Annotated in this window: 13 protein-coding genes; 8 read left to right on the top strand and 5 right to left on the bottom strand. The window is 65.9% G+C overall.

All coding sequences use genetic code 11. From position 1 onward, the window contains the following. Positions 1-5: 5 nt before the first annotated feature. Positions 6-1,001, bottom strand: a complete 996-nt coding sequence (gene rhaS, locus ACSQ23_RS05315) for a rhamnose ABC transporter substrate-binding protein (RefSeq protein ID WP_055873612.1) — start codon at positions 999-1,001, stop codon at positions 6-8. 96 nt (positions 1,002-1,097) lie between these two features. After that, positions 1,098-1,898: a DeoR/GlpR family DNA-binding transcription regulator gene (locus ACSQ23_RS05320; protein WP_055873616.1), complete on the bottom strand. Its 801-nt coding sequence runs from the start codon at positions 1,896-1,898 to the stop codon at positions 1,098-1,100. A 170-nt stretch (positions 1,899-2,068) separates the two neighbouring features. On the opposite strand from ACSQ23_RS05320, the gene ACSQ23_RS05325 reads away from it, so the two are divergent. Further along, positions 2,069-4,168, top strand: coding sequence for a bifunctional rhamnulose-1-phosphate aldolase/short-chain dehydrogenase (locus ACSQ23_RS05325; RefSeq protein WP_436089978.1), 2,100 nt, complete (start codon positions 2,069-2,071; stop codon positions 4,166-4,168). 167 nt (positions 4,169-4,335) lie between these two features. Beyond that, a complete protein-coding gene (rhaI, locus tag ACSQ23_RS05330) occupies positions 4,336-5,628 on the top strand; it encodes an L-rhamnose catabolism isomerase (RefSeq protein ID WP_436089979.1) in 1,293 nt (430 codons plus the stop codon). A gap of 157 nt (positions 5,629-5,785) precedes the next feature. On the opposite strand, the gene ACSQ23_RS05335 is transcribed toward rhaI, so the two are convergent. Genes ACSQ23_RS05335 through ACSQ23_RS05345 form a run of 3 tightly spaced genes read right to left on the bottom strand, consistent with a single transcriptional unit; the run spans position 5,786 to position 7,906 of the window. Then, the gene (locus tag ACSQ23_RS05335; RefSeq protein WP_436089980.1) at positions 5,786-6,763 is read right to left on the bottom strand and encodes an aldo/keto reductase; all 978 of its coding nucleotides are present in this window, start codon (positions 6,761-6,763) and stop codon (positions 5,786-5,788) included. Positions 6,764-6,776: 13 nt separating this feature from the next. Next, on the bottom strand, positions 6,777-7,760 hold the full coding sequence (locus tag ACSQ23_RS05340; protein ID WP_436089981.1) for an aldo/keto reductase: 984 nt from the start codon (positions 7,758-7,760) through the stop codon (positions 6,777-6,779). Then, positions 7,757-7,906, bottom strand: a complete 150-nt coding sequence (locus ACSQ23_RS05345) for a DUF1127 domain-containing protein (protein WP_162247897.1) — start codon at positions 7,904-7,906, stop codon at positions 7,757-7,759. The genes ACSQ23_RS05340 and ACSQ23_RS05345 overlap by 4 nt, the downstream gene beginning before the upstream one ends. A gap of 205 nt (positions 7,907-8,111) precedes the next feature. On the opposite strand from ACSQ23_RS05345, the gene ACSQ23_RS05350 reads away from it, so the two are divergent. The 6 genes from ACSQ23_RS05350 to ACSQ23_RS05375 all read left to right on the top strand — a co-directional run bounded on the left by ACSQ23_RS05350 (position 8,112) and on the right by ACSQ23_RS05375 (position 13,955). Continuing rightward, positions 8,112-8,999: a LysR family transcriptional regulator gene (locus ACSQ23_RS05350; protein WP_055873626.1), complete on the top strand. Its 888-nt coding sequence runs from the start codon at positions 8,112-8,114 to the stop codon at positions 8,997-8,999. Between the two features lie 63 nt (positions 9,000-9,062). Next, complete coding sequence (locus ACSQ23_RS05355; RefSeq protein WP_436089982.1) at positions 9,063-9,596, top strand: hypothetical protein; 534 nt, start codon at positions 9,063-9,065, stop codon at positions 9,594-9,596. A 369-nt stretch (positions 9,597-9,965) separates the two neighbouring features. Continuing rightward, entirely contained in the window at positions 9,966-11,135 is a 1,170-nt protein-coding gene (locus ACSQ23_RS05360; protein WP_055873632.1) for an MFS transporter, read from the top strand. Beyond that, positions 11,135-12,319: an MFS transporter gene (locus ACSQ23_RS05365; RefSeq protein WP_407065052.1), complete on the top strand. Its 1,185-nt coding sequence runs from the start codon at positions 11,135-11,137 to the stop codon at positions 12,317-12,319. The genes ACSQ23_RS05360 and ACSQ23_RS05365 overlap by 1 nt, the downstream gene beginning before the upstream one ends. Beyond that, on the top strand, positions 12,312-12,773 hold the full coding sequence (locus tag ACSQ23_RS05370) for an MmcB family DNA repair protein (RefSeq protein ID WP_069912371.1): 462 nt from the start codon (positions 12,312-12,314) through the stop codon (positions 12,771-12,773). The genes ACSQ23_RS05365 and ACSQ23_RS05370 overlap by 8 nt, the downstream gene beginning before the upstream one ends. A gap of 39 nt (positions 12,774-12,812) precedes the next feature. Then, positions 12,813-13,955, top strand: a complete 1,143-nt coding sequence (locus ACSQ23_RS05375; protein ID WP_436089983.1) for an MFS transporter — start codon at positions 12,813-12,815, stop codon at positions 13,953-13,955. Positions 13,956-14,004: the final 49 nt, after the last annotated feature.

Raw genomic sequence — 14,004 nt, forward strand, 5'->3', positions numbered from 1 at the left:
TCGGATCAATAGATCTTCGAGAACTCTTCAATGTTCGACTTGTCGAACTGGAACGGCGCGGCCATGGCGGCCGAGTTGGTGTCGTCCAGGGTGATCGAGCCGACGCGGCCGATCGAGATGGTGGCGCCGGGCTTGGCTTCGGCCTTCTTGGTCGCGAGCTGGTAGGCGATCTGCACGGCCGAGTAGCCGAGGTCGATCGGGTTCCACAGCGCCACGGCCTGCGAAGCGCCGTTGTCGATGAACTGCTTGAACTCGGACGGGAGCGCCAGGCCAGTGACGTTGATCTTGCCGATCAGGTTGTCATCGGTCACCACCTGCGCGGCGGCAACGACGCCGACGGTGGTCGGGGCGATGATCGCCTTGAGGTTCGGGTAGGAGGCGATCAGGCCCTTGGCTTCGTTGGTGGATTTCACCGAGTCGTCGTCGCCGTAGACGGTGGCGACGAGGTTGATCTTGGGGAACTTCTCGGGCAGCACTTTCTTGGCCGCTTCGATCCAGGCGTTCTGGTTGGTCGCGGTGGAGGAGGCCGACAGGATCGCCACATCGCCGCCATCCGGCAGATAGTCGGCGGCCAGCTTGATGATGGTCTCGCCGATCAGGTTGGTGTCGGACGGGTTGAGGTGCACCGAACGGCCCTCAGGCGCGACGCCCGAATCCCAGCTGATCACGGTGATGCCGCGTTCCATCGCCTTCTTCAGTGCCGGAACCAGTGCATCCGGATCGTTGGCCGAAATCGCGATGGCGTTGACGTTCTGGGCGATCAGCGAGTTGATGATCTCGATCTGGCCTTCGGCGGTCGCCGTGGTCGGGCCGGTATAGATCACCTCGACATCGCCGAGTTCCTTGGCAGCTTCCTGGGCGCCCTTGTTGGCGGCATCGAAAAAGCCGTTGCCGAGCGACTTCACGACGAGCGCGATCTTGGTCTGGGCCATGGCGGCCGGAGCACTCAGCAGCACGGCGGTCAGCGCCGTGGCAGCTGCCAGTTTCTTCAACAGGCTCATTGTATTCCTCCCTGAGTGGTTCGTGGTCGTTTAGTTGGCGCTCTCGAACCGGAAAGGTCCTGCGACCTTCCTGACAGCGCTTCTATTGCCAGCCGGTCACGCGACCGACTGGGACTTCTGCTCTGCGGCCTCCACCACGGTGAGCATGACGCCCGCCTTTTCCAGCATGGCGCGATCCTCGTCGCGGATGCCGTTATCGGTGATGACTGAGTGGATGCGATCGAGTCCGCACAGAATGAGGCTCGAGCGGCCGGAGAATTTCGAGCTGTCGGCGAGGACGATCAGTTCCTCGGCCTGGTTGATCAGCGCCAGTTCGGACTGCACCACCATCGGATCGGCCTCCATCAGGCCGTGCGCGCCCAGACCCTGGCAGCCGATGAACATGCGCTTGGCATAAAAGTGCGAGGCGACCACGCCGCCGAACGGCGACAGGATGACGTTCTGCTCGCGATAGATGGTGCCGCCGGGGATGACCACCGAGTTGCGAGAATTGTGGATCAGGAACTCGGCAATGCCAAAGCTGTTGGTGAACACCGAAAGCCGGCGGCCGGTCAGGTAGTGCACCATCTGGTAGGTGGTGGTGCCGCCATTGATGATGATCGGCTCACCATCCTTGCAGAGCTCGGCGGCGGCGCGGGCGATGGCACGCTTCTGGGCGATATTAATGGTTTCGTTGACCGAGAACGGCCGACCCATCAGCCCGCCCTGCTCGGGCGGATTGATCGCCTCGGCGCCGCCGCGCACCCGGCGCAGGCGGCCCTCGACATGCAGCGCGGCGATATCGCGGCGGATCGTCGCCTCGGACGTGCCGGTGATCTCGACCAGCTCGGCGACAGTCGCCAGCGGCCGCGCCTGGACAGCGGCAAGGATCACCCTGTGGCGTTCGGTTTCGTGCATTTGCTCTCCCTGGATCGACTCATTTTCACCAAAATCTGTCAGTGTCAATCAGATCATGCGACTTTCGTGGCGATGCTGACGGTTTCTGATGGTTTCTGATTGACAGCGGCAAGCTACGGGAGCTAGTCCCGTGCTCAATAACTGCCATACATCTCTACGGGAGGGGTCCAATGTCCAGCACCGCGCCAGCGCGCCTTCAAAACCTTTGGGACGACGCCAAGGCGGCCGGCATGAGCGAGCCCGAACGGCTGGTCTACCGCTCCAATATCCTCGGCTCGGACAAGCGCGTTACCAACTATGGCGGCGGCAATACCTCGTCGAAGATCTTCCAGAAGGACCCGCTGAGCGGGCAAGACGTCGAAGTGCTGTGGGTGAAGGGCTCGGGCGGCGACTCCGCCTCGATCAAGCTCGACGGTTTCGCCACGCTCTATATGGATAAGCTGCGCGCGTTGAAGGGCCTCTATCGCGGCCTCGCGCATGAAGACGAGATGGTCGGCTACCTGCCGCACGCGACGTTCAACCTCAACCCGCGCGCCGCCTCGATCGATACGCCGCTGCACGCCTATGTGCCGCACGCCTTCGTAGACCACATGCATCCTGACGCCATCATCGCCATTGCGGCGAGCAGGGATTCGAAGGCGCTGACCCAGGAAATCTTCGGCGACGAGATCGGCTGGCTGCCGTGGAAGCGGCCGGGCTTCGAGCTCGGGCTGTGGCTGGAAAAGTTCTGCCTCGACAACCCCGGGGCCAAGGGCGTGATCCTCGAGAGCCACGGGCTCTTCACCTGGGGCGACACCCCCCGGGAGTGCTACGAGCAGACCATCAACACCATCAACAAGGCGATCGCCTGGTTTGAGGTGAAGACCGCGGGCAAGCCGGCCTTTGGCGGGCAGGCGGTGGCGCCGCTGCCGGCCGAGGAGCGCCGGGCCATCGCGGCGCGGCTGATGCCGAAAATCCGCGGGTTGATCTCCAACGAATTCAAGATGCTCGGGCATTTCGACGACAGCGCCGCGGTGCTGGAGTTCGTCGGATCGCGCGACTTGCGGCCGCTGGCGGCATTGGGCACCTCCTGCCCCGACCATTTCCTGCGCACCAAGATCCGGCCGCTGGTGATCGAGTTCGATCCGACCAAGCCCGATATCGACGCCGTGGTTGCCGGCCTCGAACAGGCGACGGCGGATTACCGCGCCGACTACGCGGGCTACTACAACCGGTGCAAGCACCCGGACAGCCCCGCCATCCGCGACGCCAATGCGGTGGTCTACCTGATGCCGGGCGTCGGCATGTTCACCTTCGCCAAGGACAAGGCGACCGCCCGCATTTCGGGTGAGTTCTACGTCAACGCCATCAACGTGATGCGCGGCTCGTCAGCGGTCTCCACCTACCAGGGGCTCCCGGAGCAGGAAGCCTTCGACATCGAGTACTGGCTGCTCGAGGAAGCCAAGCTCCTGCGCATGCCGAAGCCGAAATCACTGGCCGGCCACATCGCGCTGGTCACCGGCGGGGCCGGCGGCATCGGCAAGGCCACGGCAGTGCGGCTGTTGCGCGAAGGTGCCTGTGTCGTGCTCGCCGACATCGACGAAGCGGCGCTCGCCTCGGCCAGCGAGGAACTCGGCAAGGCGTTCGGCAAGGACGTGGTCCGGCCGGTCAACCTCAACGTCACCAGCGAAGCGGCGGTCATTTCGGGCTTTGCCCACACCGCGGTGGAGTTCGGCGGCATCGATATCCTCGTTTCCAATGCCGGGCTCGCCAGCTCCGCGCCGATCGAGGAGACGACGCTCGAGCTCTGGAACAAGAACATGGACATCCTGTCGACGGGCTATTTCCTCGTCAGCCGGGAAGCCTTCCGGATGTTCCGCGCGCAGAAGATCGGCGGCAACGTGGTGTTCGTGGCATCGAAGAACGGCCTCGCCGCTTCGCCCAACGCCGCGGCCTACTGCACCGCCAAGGCCGCCGAAATCCACCTCGCCCGCTGCCTGGCGCTGGAAGGCGCGGCCGAGCAGATCCGCGTCAATGTGGTGAACCCGGATGCGGTGCTGCGCGGCTCGAAGATCTGGGCCGGCGAGTGGCTGGAACAGCGCGCCTCGACTTACAAGACCGACAAGGAGGGGCTCGAGGAAATGTATCGCCAGCGCTCCATGCTGAAGCTGAGCGTCTTCCCCGAGGACATCGCCGAGGCGATCTACTTCTTCGCCTCCGACATGTCGGCCAAATCCACCGGCAACATCATCAACGTCGACGCGGGCAACGCGCAGTCGTTCACACGGTAACAGCCTAGCGGGGGGGCGCCCCTCACCCCGACCCTCTCCCCAGAGGGGCGAGGGGGCGATGGGGCCGCGCGTTCGACGGCTGAAGTAACGAAGGCCGGCGCCACATGGTCCCCTCGCCCCTCTGGGGAGAGGGACAGGGTGAGGGGCGCCAAGGGAGGAGAACTCGAATGACCGACCAACTCATCGACCAGTCCGTGGTCGACCAGACCAACGAGGCCAACCGCAAGGCGTTGGATGCCGACTACGCGCATCTGGGCGAGCAACTCAGCCGGCGCGGCATCGACATCGACGCCATCCTGAAGAAAGTTTCGGCCTATACCGTTGCCGTCCCTTCCTGGGGTGTCGGTACCGGCGGCACGCGCTTTGCGAAATTCCCTGGCACCGGTGAGCCGCGCGACATCTTCGACAAGCTCGAGGATTGCTCGGTGATCAACCAGTTGACCCGCGCCACGCCGAACGTGTCGCTGCATATTCCGTGGGACAAGGCCGATCCGAACCGGCTGAAGCAGGCGGCCTCGCGCTTTGGGCTGGGGTTCGACGCGATGAACTCCAACACCTTCTCGGACGCGCCGGGCCAGCAGCACTCCTACCGTTTCGGCTCGCTCGCCAACTACGCCAAAGAGACGCGCCAGCAGGCGATCGAGCACAATCTCGAATGCATCGAGATCGGCCAGACCATCGGCTCGAAGGCGCTGACGGTGTGGATCGGCGACGGCTCGAACTTCCCCGGCCAGGTCAATTTCACCAAGGTGTTCGAGTACTACCTCGATGCGATGAAGGCGATCTATGCGGACCTTCCCGCCGACTGGAAGCTCTTCACCGAGCACAAGATGTATGAGCCGGCGTTCTATTCGACGGTGGTGCAGGACTGGGGCACCAACTACCTGATCGCCACCGAACTCGGTGCCAAGGCGCAGTGCCTCGTCGACCTCGGGCACCATGCGCCCAACGTCAATATCGAGATGATCGTCGCCCGGCTGATCCAGTTCAAGAAGCTGGGCGGCTTCCATTTCAACGACAGCAAATATGGCGACGACGACCTCGATACCGGCTCGATCGACCCGTACCGGCTGTTCCTGGTGTTCAACGAACTGGTCGATGCCGAGCTCCGCAAGGCCGACGGGTTCGAGCCGGCCCATATGCTGGACCAGAGCCACAACGTCACCGACCCGATCGAGTCGCTGATCCGCTCGGCCAACGAGGTGCGGCGCGCCTATGCGCTGGCGCTGCTGGTCGACCGCAAGGCGCTCGAGGGCTACCAGCAGTCGGACGACGCACTGATGGCGTCGGAAACGCTGAAGCTGGCGTTCCGCACCGATGTGGAACCGATCCTCGCCAAGGCCCGGCTCGACGCCAACGGCGCCATCGACCCGATCGCCGCCTACCGCAAGGCCGGCTACCGCCAGCGCGTTGCAGCGGTGCGTCCGGCTGTAGCGGCGGGTGGTGGCGGGATCGTGTGATCACTCGGGGGTCCGGTGGCTGTGGACCCCCCACCCCTGTCCCCTCCCCGCAAGCAAGGGAAGGGAGACCTCACACTGACATCGCGACTATCGTCCTCCTCCCCGCTGCGGGGAGGGGTTAGGGGTGGGGGTCAGCCCGCACCGGCCCGTCGATCGACTAGGCCAGCACCTCCCGCAATCCCAGCGCCTCGATCGCCTTGAGCTGCTCAGCCTCCAGTGGCCCCGCGCGCTCGGCATCCAGCGCATCCGACAGCTCGTCGCGGTTCTTCACCCCCAGCACCAGCGTCTCGACGCCGGCCATCCCCAACGCGTAGCGATAGGCGATGATTGCCGGGTCCTCGCCCCATTTGGCGCAGAGGGAGCGGTACGGAGCGGCGAGCCGGAAATCCTCGGTGTCGCGATCATGCAGCGACTTACGGTCGAAGTTGCGGGTCAGCGCCCCGGCCTGCACCGCACGGATCGCCATCACCCCGACGCCGTTGAGATGCGCCGCGGCGATGATTTCGCGGGCTCGAGAGGGCGTCGAGAAGCTGATCAGCCCACCCGGACTGTCGAGGAGGTTCGCCACTGCCTGCACGGCGTGCGGGCGCGGCGCCAGGGTCAGCACGTCGAGAATGGTCGCCGGCACGCTCACCCCGGTTATCCCCCAGCCACCGATCAGCCCGTCGCGCTGCAATTGCTGGAACGCCGGCACCACCGCATCGCGATAGCTCGACCAGGTGCTGGCGATTTCGCTGCGCCGCTCGTTCTCCAAGGGATAAACGAAATCATCGGGGCAGATCTGGTTGTGGAGGAAGAACAGGTCGACCTGTTCGAGCCGCATCGCCCTGAGGCTCTGTTCCAGCGAGGCGCGGAGGCGGCGGTAGACCTGCTCGTCGGGCAGCGTGCCGATGCCGCATTTGGTGGTGACCTTGACGCCGCTGGGCAGGCGCCCCGCGAAGGCTTCGCCGATCAGCGCCTCGCACACCTTGTAGCCGGGCGCCGCGTCGATCACGTCGATGCCTTCGTCAACCGCCATGTGCAACGTGGCGATGCCCTCGTCGCGGCTGGTCTCGCCCCAGACCTGGCCGATGCCACCACCGCCGAGCGTCAGGCAACTGACCTCGCCGATGCTACCGAACTGTCGCTTTTCCATCTGCAGCCTCCTCTCAGGCAAGTTCACGCGCCAGCAGCGCGTCGATTTCGGCCATCGCGGCCATGGGAAGCGGGCCCTTGTCGAGTGCCCCCAGATTATCGCGGATCTGCGCCTCGGTTTTGAAGCCGGGGATCGGGATGGTCTGCGGCGAGCGGGCCAGCACCCAGCCGAGCGCCCCCTGCGCCACACTCCTCCCGCCACTGGTCAGCACGTCGCGAATGGCGTCGAGCTTTTTGAGCGACTCCGCCGAGGGACGCCCATCCTTGAAGTCACGCACCCAGCTGTGGCCGGCGCCGCGCACGTCGTCGGTCGAGACCTGCGACTCCCGCGTGAACTTGCCGGTCAAAAACCCCATGGCGAGGGGCGAGCGGATCAGGTTGGGCAGACGGTAGCGATCGCAGAGCGCCACCATTTCAGGCCCGTCGCGGAACACATCGAGGCCCTGCTGCACGGCCTTGAAGTGCGGGTAATGCAGCACGCGGGACACCGCCGCGGCATCGTCGGTGCTCCAGCCCCAGGCGGCGATGTCGCCCGCGTCGGCGCGGCGCTCGAGCGCCGGCGCCAGCCGGTCCATCGCCTCGGCCGAGGCATCGCCGACATGCAACTGATAAAGGTCGATGCGATCGCGTTTGAGGCGTTTGAGCGAGGCGCTGAGCGCCTCTTCCATATAGGCGGGCGTGACGTTGGTGCCGGTCAGTTCGCGCTTTTCCCGATCGTGGGTGAAGCCGAACTTGCTGGCGATCACCACGTCGGCGCGGTTGCCGAAGGCCTCGCCCAGCACCTCCTCGCTATGGCCGGTGCCATAGGCATCGGCAGTATCGAACAGGCGGGCGCCGAGTTCATGGGCAAGGGCCAACGCCTTGAGCGACTGCGCATCGTCGATCTCACCCCAGCCATCCTGCCGGCCGTCCATCTTGAACGGCCCGCCGATGGCCCAGCAGCCGATACCGACGCGGGGAACCTCCTGCCCGTCCCACAGGCGTAGCGTCACGCTCATTTCTCACCTGTGCGGGCGCTGTGGGTGATGCATTGGCGCTCGATGCCGAGATCAGCCAACAGGTGATCGTCGAGCTGCTTCAGCCGCTGGATGTCGCGGCGGAGGCGCGACCATTCGGTGAGGCGTCGGGTCAGGGTTCTGAACATTTTCGGTCTCCTTTCAACAACGCAAAGCGACATCGGCTCCGCTCCAGCTAAGAAGCGGACATTCCCTGCGATGGCGCTGTGCTTGATGGAGCGGCGCGGCGGCCAAGTCGTTGACCAGAAAGCGTGCTCCGAACGACCCATACTTGCCCACTCGAGGCTTGAAGCGATACAAGCAAGTCCGCAACGTGCTTTGCAGGAATGAAAGATGAGCGTCGGCGACACCATCTCCTGGGATGACCTGCGGCTGTTCCTCGACGTGGCGCGGCTTGGCGGCCTCAGCGCCGCGACCAGCACCACGGGGCTCAGCGCCGCGACGCTGGGCCGACGGGTCACGGCACTCGAACAGCAGATCGGCGAGCCGTTGTTCATCCGGCGGCAGACCGGCTACCAGCTCACTCCGGCCGGGGAAGAACTGCTGGCCCGAGCCGAGGATGTCGAGGCGGCGATGCGGGCGCTGACCCGCTGGCGCGACGGCTCGGTGGGCGAGCAGATCGTCCGCATCTCGGCCGGCACCTGGACCTCGGCCTTCCTCGCCCGGCACATCGGCGAGCTCTGGCACGTCGACGACAATATCCGGATCGAGTTCGCCACCGCTTATGCCAAGCTCGATATCGGCCGGCGGGCCGCCGATATCGGGGTGCGCTCGGAGCGGCCGCTCGACCCCAACCTCGCCGGCCGGCAGATCGGCCGGGTGGCGCATGCGCTCTATTCCGGCCTCAACCTGATCAACGGCATTGCGGCCGGATTGTTCGTCGGGGTGACCGGCGAGGCCGCCAATGTCGCCTCGGCCCGCTGGCTGATGGCACATCACGGCGATCGCATTAGCGTGCGCGGCAACGATGTGCAGAGCGTGCGCGAACTGGTGGCGGCCGGCGCCGGGCTCGGGGTGTTTCCCTGCTTTGCCGGCGACAGCGACGCCCGGCTGGTGCGGGTGGCGATGCCGATCACCGAACTCGAAACCGAGCAATGGCTGGTGACGCACCATGAGGACCGCCACCGCCCGGAGGTCCGGCTGGTCGCCGACCGCATCGCCACCTTGATGCGCGAGCACGGGCCGCTGTTCCGCGGCGAGCGCCGCCGGCCGCCCTCTTAACCTCGTCGCAAGCGCTCCCCGGCGATAATGCAGCCGGGAATGCAATCGTCTGGAGTGCCTTGAATGCGGGCCTGCGCCTATGTGGTCGGCCGCCCGGATGGTCCGGGGGCAGCGCTGACGGATCTGGCGCGCGGGTTGGGCTTCCCGATCGTCCAGAGTTATGCCGGCATCGCCAGCGCCGAAAACCAGGCGCAGCAGACGCCGCTGCTGTTCTTCCTGTTCGCCGCCGTCGACGAGGTGAGCGGGCTCAAAACCGTCGCCGATGCGATCCGCTTCTCGCCCAGCCGCCGTATCCGCTTCTCGCCGATGGTCTACTTTTCCGAGAGCCCGCTGGTCGAAGCGATCAGGACCTGCGTCGAGATGGGGTTCGACGACGTGCTGACCCTGCCGTTCACCCAGCAGCGGGTGGCGAGCCGGCTGGAGCGGCTGGTCGACCACACCCAGGTCTACTTCGAGACCGCCACCTATCTCGGCCCCGATCGCGGCGCGCAGCAGACGCATGGCCGCTCCGGCATGCAATATCGCCGCCTGGAGATCATCCGCTCGCCGGCACGCGGGGTGAGCGTGATGCGCGACGAGATGCAGGTGGCGGTGTAGTCGCTGGAAAATCCCACGGCCACCGGCGTCATTCCCGCGAAGGCGGGAACCTAGTGGGATGTCACTCATCGCACTACGTCCCGTCCGTGTTTGACACCCGGCAGCGCCCGAAACTCGGTGTCATCCCAGCGAAAGCTGGGACCCAACTCACAGCCCGCGCAAGTGGATGGATGGGTCCCAGCTTTCGCTGGGATGACAGCCGGTGGGTGGGCACGATCGTAACTTATCGCCTTTGCGCCTGCGGGGGATGACGCCGGCAAGCTGGCTGCGTATCCAGGCCCACCAATGCTCCCCATCACAAACCCCGCCTTGCCCCTTTGAACCGATTTTACTAGGGTCGCGGCGTTTCCTACCCGCGAGTTCCCCACAATGAGATTCGGTATCGAGTTGCCGCCGCAGCAGCGGGTGTATGGCGGCTTCTTCATCTATTCGTTCTGCATGGGGAGCCTGCCGCCGCGCCTGCCTGATATCCAGCACGCCATGGGGATCGAGGAAGGGGCGCTCGGCCTCGGGCTGATCGGGGCGGCATTGGGCACGCTGATCTCGCTGAGCTTTGCCGGGGCGCTGCTCGACCGCTTCGGCTATCGCCGCGCCATCCTGACGCTGATCCCGTTGCTGGCGCTGGGCTATGCGCTCGCCTCGTTCGCCACCGGGCCGCTGGCCTTCTTCCTCCTCCTCGTGCCGGTCGGCCTGGTCATCGGCGGCATCGAGATCATCCTCAACCTCGAGGCGGATCGGACCGAGCACATGATCGGGCGCCGCATCATGAACCGCTCGCATGCCTTCTGGAGTTTTGGCTTCTTTTCGGCCGGCATCGTCAGCGCCGGGATCGCGCAGACCGGGCTCAGCGTGCAGCTGCATCTCTTACTGATGATCCCCGTCGTCATCCTCGGGGTGGCGCTGCTGCTCGGCCGCTTCACCCCTGCGCCGCACCGCACCGGCGCCTCGACCGAGGAAGCGCCGCGCTTTGCCGCGCCGACCCTTGCCATAATGGTGCTGGTGGCGGTGACGCTCTCGGCCATGATCATGGAAGGCGCCGGCATCGACTGGTCGGCGATTTACATGCGGGACGAGTTCCAGGTGTCGCCGTTCCTTGCCGGGTTCGCGGTGGCGCTCGGCGCCTTCACCCAGGCGGTGACGCGGTTCTTCGCCGATCCGTTCGTCGAGCGCTACAGCCCGACGCTGGTGTCGCGCGTGCTGCTCAGCGTGCTCGGGGTCGGCGCGGTGATCGTGTTCTTCTCGCCCGTCGACTGGCTGTCGCTGGTCGGCTTCGGGCTGATGGGGGTGGGCACCTCGGTGATCTTCCCGCTCGCCATGTCGGCGGCGGCGCAGCGCACCGATCGCCCGGCGGCAACCAATGTGGCCTCCTTGGCGCAGATTTCGTTCGTTGCCTTCCTCCTCGGGCCGCCGCTTCTGGGTTATGTTGCCGAACATTTCGGCATCCGCTGGTCGTTCGGTATCGGCATCCCGCTGGTTATTTTGAGCCTGGTTTTCGCCGGGGCGCTGGGCGCCAAGCCGATCCGGCATGAGGTTGATTGATGTTTAGTCTGAAGCCGCATCAGCGGGTCTATGGGATTTTCTTCATCTTCGCGCTGTCGATGGGGGCGCTGTTAAGCCGCCTGCCGGACCTGCAGCGCTCGCTCAACCTCACCGAAAGCCAGCTCGGCCTGACGCTGATCGCCATGTCGATCGGCGCCTTGTTCGGCCTCACCTTCTCGAGCCCCTTGATCGAGAAGTACGGCGCCCGCACCACGGCGTTCGTCACGGTGTTCGGCGCTTCAATCATGTACGCGATCGTGCCATGGATCCCCTCGGCGATCCTCTTACTGCCGGTGTTCTTCATCGCCGGATTGTTCGCCGGGGCGCTCGAGATCAACGTCAACCTCGAGACCGACCGGCACGAGGCCCAACTCGGCACCCGGATCATGAGCCGGGCGCACGGCATGTGGAGCCTCGGCTTCTTCGTCACTGCGTTCATCGCGGCCGGCGTGCGGCAGGCCGGCATCTCGGTGCACATGCACACCTTCGTCGCCCTGGTGGTGGTAGTGATCGCCGGCACCTTCGTCTTCTCCAAGATCGAGAACGCTCCAGCGCGCGCCGACAGCCACGAGGGCAAGATGCCGCTCGTCGCTTTCCCCACCATCGGGCTGTTGCCGCTCTGCCTGATCGGCGCCGCGCCGCTCCTCGTCGAAGGCGCCGGCATCGACTGGTCGGCGATCTATATGCGCGACGTGTTCGACGTGGCGCCGTTCATCGGCGGGCTGTCGATCACCATCTTCTCGCTGTTCATGGCGCTGGCCCGGCTGTTCATGGACCCGGTGGTGGAGCGCTACAGCCCGCGCGTCGTCGCCGGCGCGCTGCTCGGCATCGCCGCGCTGGGGTTGATCATCGTCGGCTTTGCGCCGCACCCCTATGTGGCGCTGTTCGGCTTCATGCTGATGGGGCTCGGCTGTTCGTCGGTCTATCCGCTGGCCGTCTCTGCGGCGGCACAGCGCACCGACCGGCCGGCCTCGGTCAATGTCGCTTCGCTCGGGCAGATGACGTTCGTCGTGTTCTTCCTCGGGCCGCCGCTGCTCGGCTTCGTCGCCCAGAGCTACGGCATTCGCATGTCGTATTTCGTCTGCGTGCCGCTGATCATCGCGGCGCTGCTGGTGATCCGGGCGCTGTCGGCCAAGCCGACGCCGCTCATCACCGAGCCGGAGCCTGCCACGCCCCATGGCTGAGCTGCCGCCGATCGTCGATCTCCGGCAATCGCCGACGGCGCTTCGGGTGCAACGCGGGGTGATGCGGTTCCTGCGCAACGCCCATGATTTCTGCTGCTACGCCGAGGTGCCGCTCAGCAACGGGCGGCGCGCCGACGTGCTGGCGGTGGGGCCCAAGGGTGAGATCTGGATCGTCGAGATCAAGTCCTCACTGGTCGACTTCCAGGTCGACCGCAAGTGGCCGAACTACAAGGAATTCTGCGACCGCTTCTTTTTCGCCAAGCCGCCCGAGCTCGACCCCGACATCTTCCCGCAAAGCGAGGGCCTGATGGTCGGCGACGGGCACGATGCGGCGATCCTCCGCATGGCTGAGGAGACGCCGCTGCCGCCGGCCCGGCGCAAGGCCATGCTGCTGAAACTCACCCGCCTCGGCGCCGATCGCATCCACGTGCTGATGGACCCCAATGACCTCTGAGCGCCTGGCTCCCAGCGCTTCCCACCGATTGCACCACCCGTGACCCTGCCGCCGCCGATCGTCATCGTGTTCTTCCTGCATGCACTGGCGCAGGGCGGCATGTTCAGCCGGATCCCCGACATGCAGCTGGCACTCGGGCTGAACGAGGCGCAGCTCGGCATCGCGCTACTGGGGCAGCCGGCCGGGGCCATCGTCGCGTTCCTGTTCGCCAGCCAGGTGGTCGAGCGGTTCGGCACCCGGGTGATCATCCTTACGACGATTCCGCTCCTCGGGCTGGTGCTGGTCGGTATCGCTTTGGCGCCGAGCCTTGTCGTCATGTGGTTCGGCTTCGCGGTGTTCGGCGTGGTCTTTGCGCTCAGCAACGTCTCGATCAATGTCGAGGCCGACCGGGTGGAAGCCGCGTCGGGCCGGCGGCTGATGAACACCTGCCACGGCATCTGGAGCATCGGGCTGCTCACCGCCTCGCTGATCGGCACGGCAATGCGCGGCGCCAATATCGCGCCGGCGCTGCACTTCGCCCTGGTGCTCGTACCGGTGCTGGTCGGGATGGCGCTGTTCGCCTGGCCGATGCAGGCGGCGCCGGCGCGGCCGCACAGCGCCACGACCAGGGGCTTCCGCATCACGCTACCGACGTCGATGACGCTGCTGCTGCTCGGTTATGCCATTGGCGCCTCGCTGCTCGAAGGGGGCCTCCGCAACTGGTCGGTGATCTTCATGCGCGACAGTTTCGTCGCCCCCGACTGGGTCGATACGCTGACGCTGCCGGCCTTCATGACGGCGCAGTCGATCGGCCGGCTGCTCGCCGACCGCGCCGTGCACCGCTGGGGCCCGGTGGCGCTGGCGCGCGGGCTGACGGTGGTGGCCCTGGTCGGGCTGCTGCTGGTGGTGTTCTCGCCCAACCTGATCGTGGCGCTCTGCGGCTTCACGCTGATCGGCTTCGGGGTCTGCGTGTCGTTCCCGCTCTCGGCCTCGGCAGCGGCGCGACTCGGCGATCGGCCGGCCTCGGAGAATGTCGCGGCGCTGACCATGAGCCAGCAATTGCTGCTGCTCGGCGCCCCGGCGCTGCTGGGCTGGATCGCCGACGTGGCGTCGATCCGCATCACCTTCGCCGTGCTGCTACCGCCGCTGCTGCTGGCGTTCTACCTGGCGCGGTATCTGGCGCCGCGGAAGGCGGATGCTTGACGGCAGCTCCTGAGCGTGGGGCCACCCCCACCCTCATTCCCTCCCCACA

The organism is Devosia sp. LjRoot16, assembly GCF_964252795.1.
Classification (GTDB): domain Bacteria; phylum Pseudomonadota; class Alphaproteobacteria; order Rhizobiales; family Devosiaceae; genus Devosia_A.

Bases quoted from the DNA above. Each gene is read 5' to 3' on its own strand.
- ACSQ23_RS05320 (WP_055873616.1), bottom strand. From the start codon at position 1,898: ATGCACGAAACCGAACGCCACAGGGTGATCCTTGCCGCTGTCCAGGCG.
- rhaS (WP_055873612.1), bottom strand. From the start codon at position 1,001: ATGAGCCTGTTGAAGAAACTGGCAGCTGCCACGGCGCTGACCGCCGTG.
- ACSQ23_RS05335 (WP_436089980.1), bottom strand. From the start codon at position 6,763: ATGGAAAAGCGACAGTTCGGTAGCATCGGCGAGGTCAGTTGCCTGACG.
- ACSQ23_RS05365 (WP_407065052.1), top strand. From the start codon at position 11,135: ATGTTTAGTCTGAAGCCGCATCAGCGGGTCTATGGGATTTTCTTCATC.
- ACSQ23_RS05325 (WP_436089978.1), top strand. From the start codon at position 2,069: ATGTCCAGCACCGCGCCAGCGCGCCTTCAAAACCTTTGGGACGACGCC.
- ACSQ23_RS05345 (WP_162247897.1), bottom strand. From the start codon at position 7,906: ATGTTCAGAACCCTGACCCGACGCCTCACCGAATGGTCGCGCCTCCGC.
- ACSQ23_RS05360 (WP_055873632.1), top strand. From the start codon at position 9,966: ATGAGATTCGGTATCGAGTTGCCGCCGCAGCAGCGGGTGTATGGCGGC.
- ACSQ23_RS05340 (WP_436089981.1), bottom strand. From the start codon at position 7,760: ATGAGCGTGACGCTACGCCTGTGGGACGGGCAGGAGGTTCCCCGCGTC.
- ACSQ23_RS05370 (WP_069912371.1), top strand. From the start codon at position 12,312: ATGGCTGAGCTGCCGCCGATCGTCGATCTCCGGCAATCGCCGACGGCG.
- rhaI (WP_436089979.1), top strand. From the start codon at position 4,336: ATGACCGACCAACTCATCGACCAGTCCGTGGTCGACCAGACCAACGAG.
- ACSQ23_RS05355 (WP_436089982.1), top strand. From the start codon at position 9,063: ATGCGGGCCTGCGCCTATGTGGTCGGCCGCCCGGATGGTCCGGGGGCA.
- ACSQ23_RS05350 (WP_055873626.1), top strand. From the start codon at position 8,112: ATGAGCGTCGGCGACACCATCTCCTGGGATGACCTGCGGCTGTTCCTC.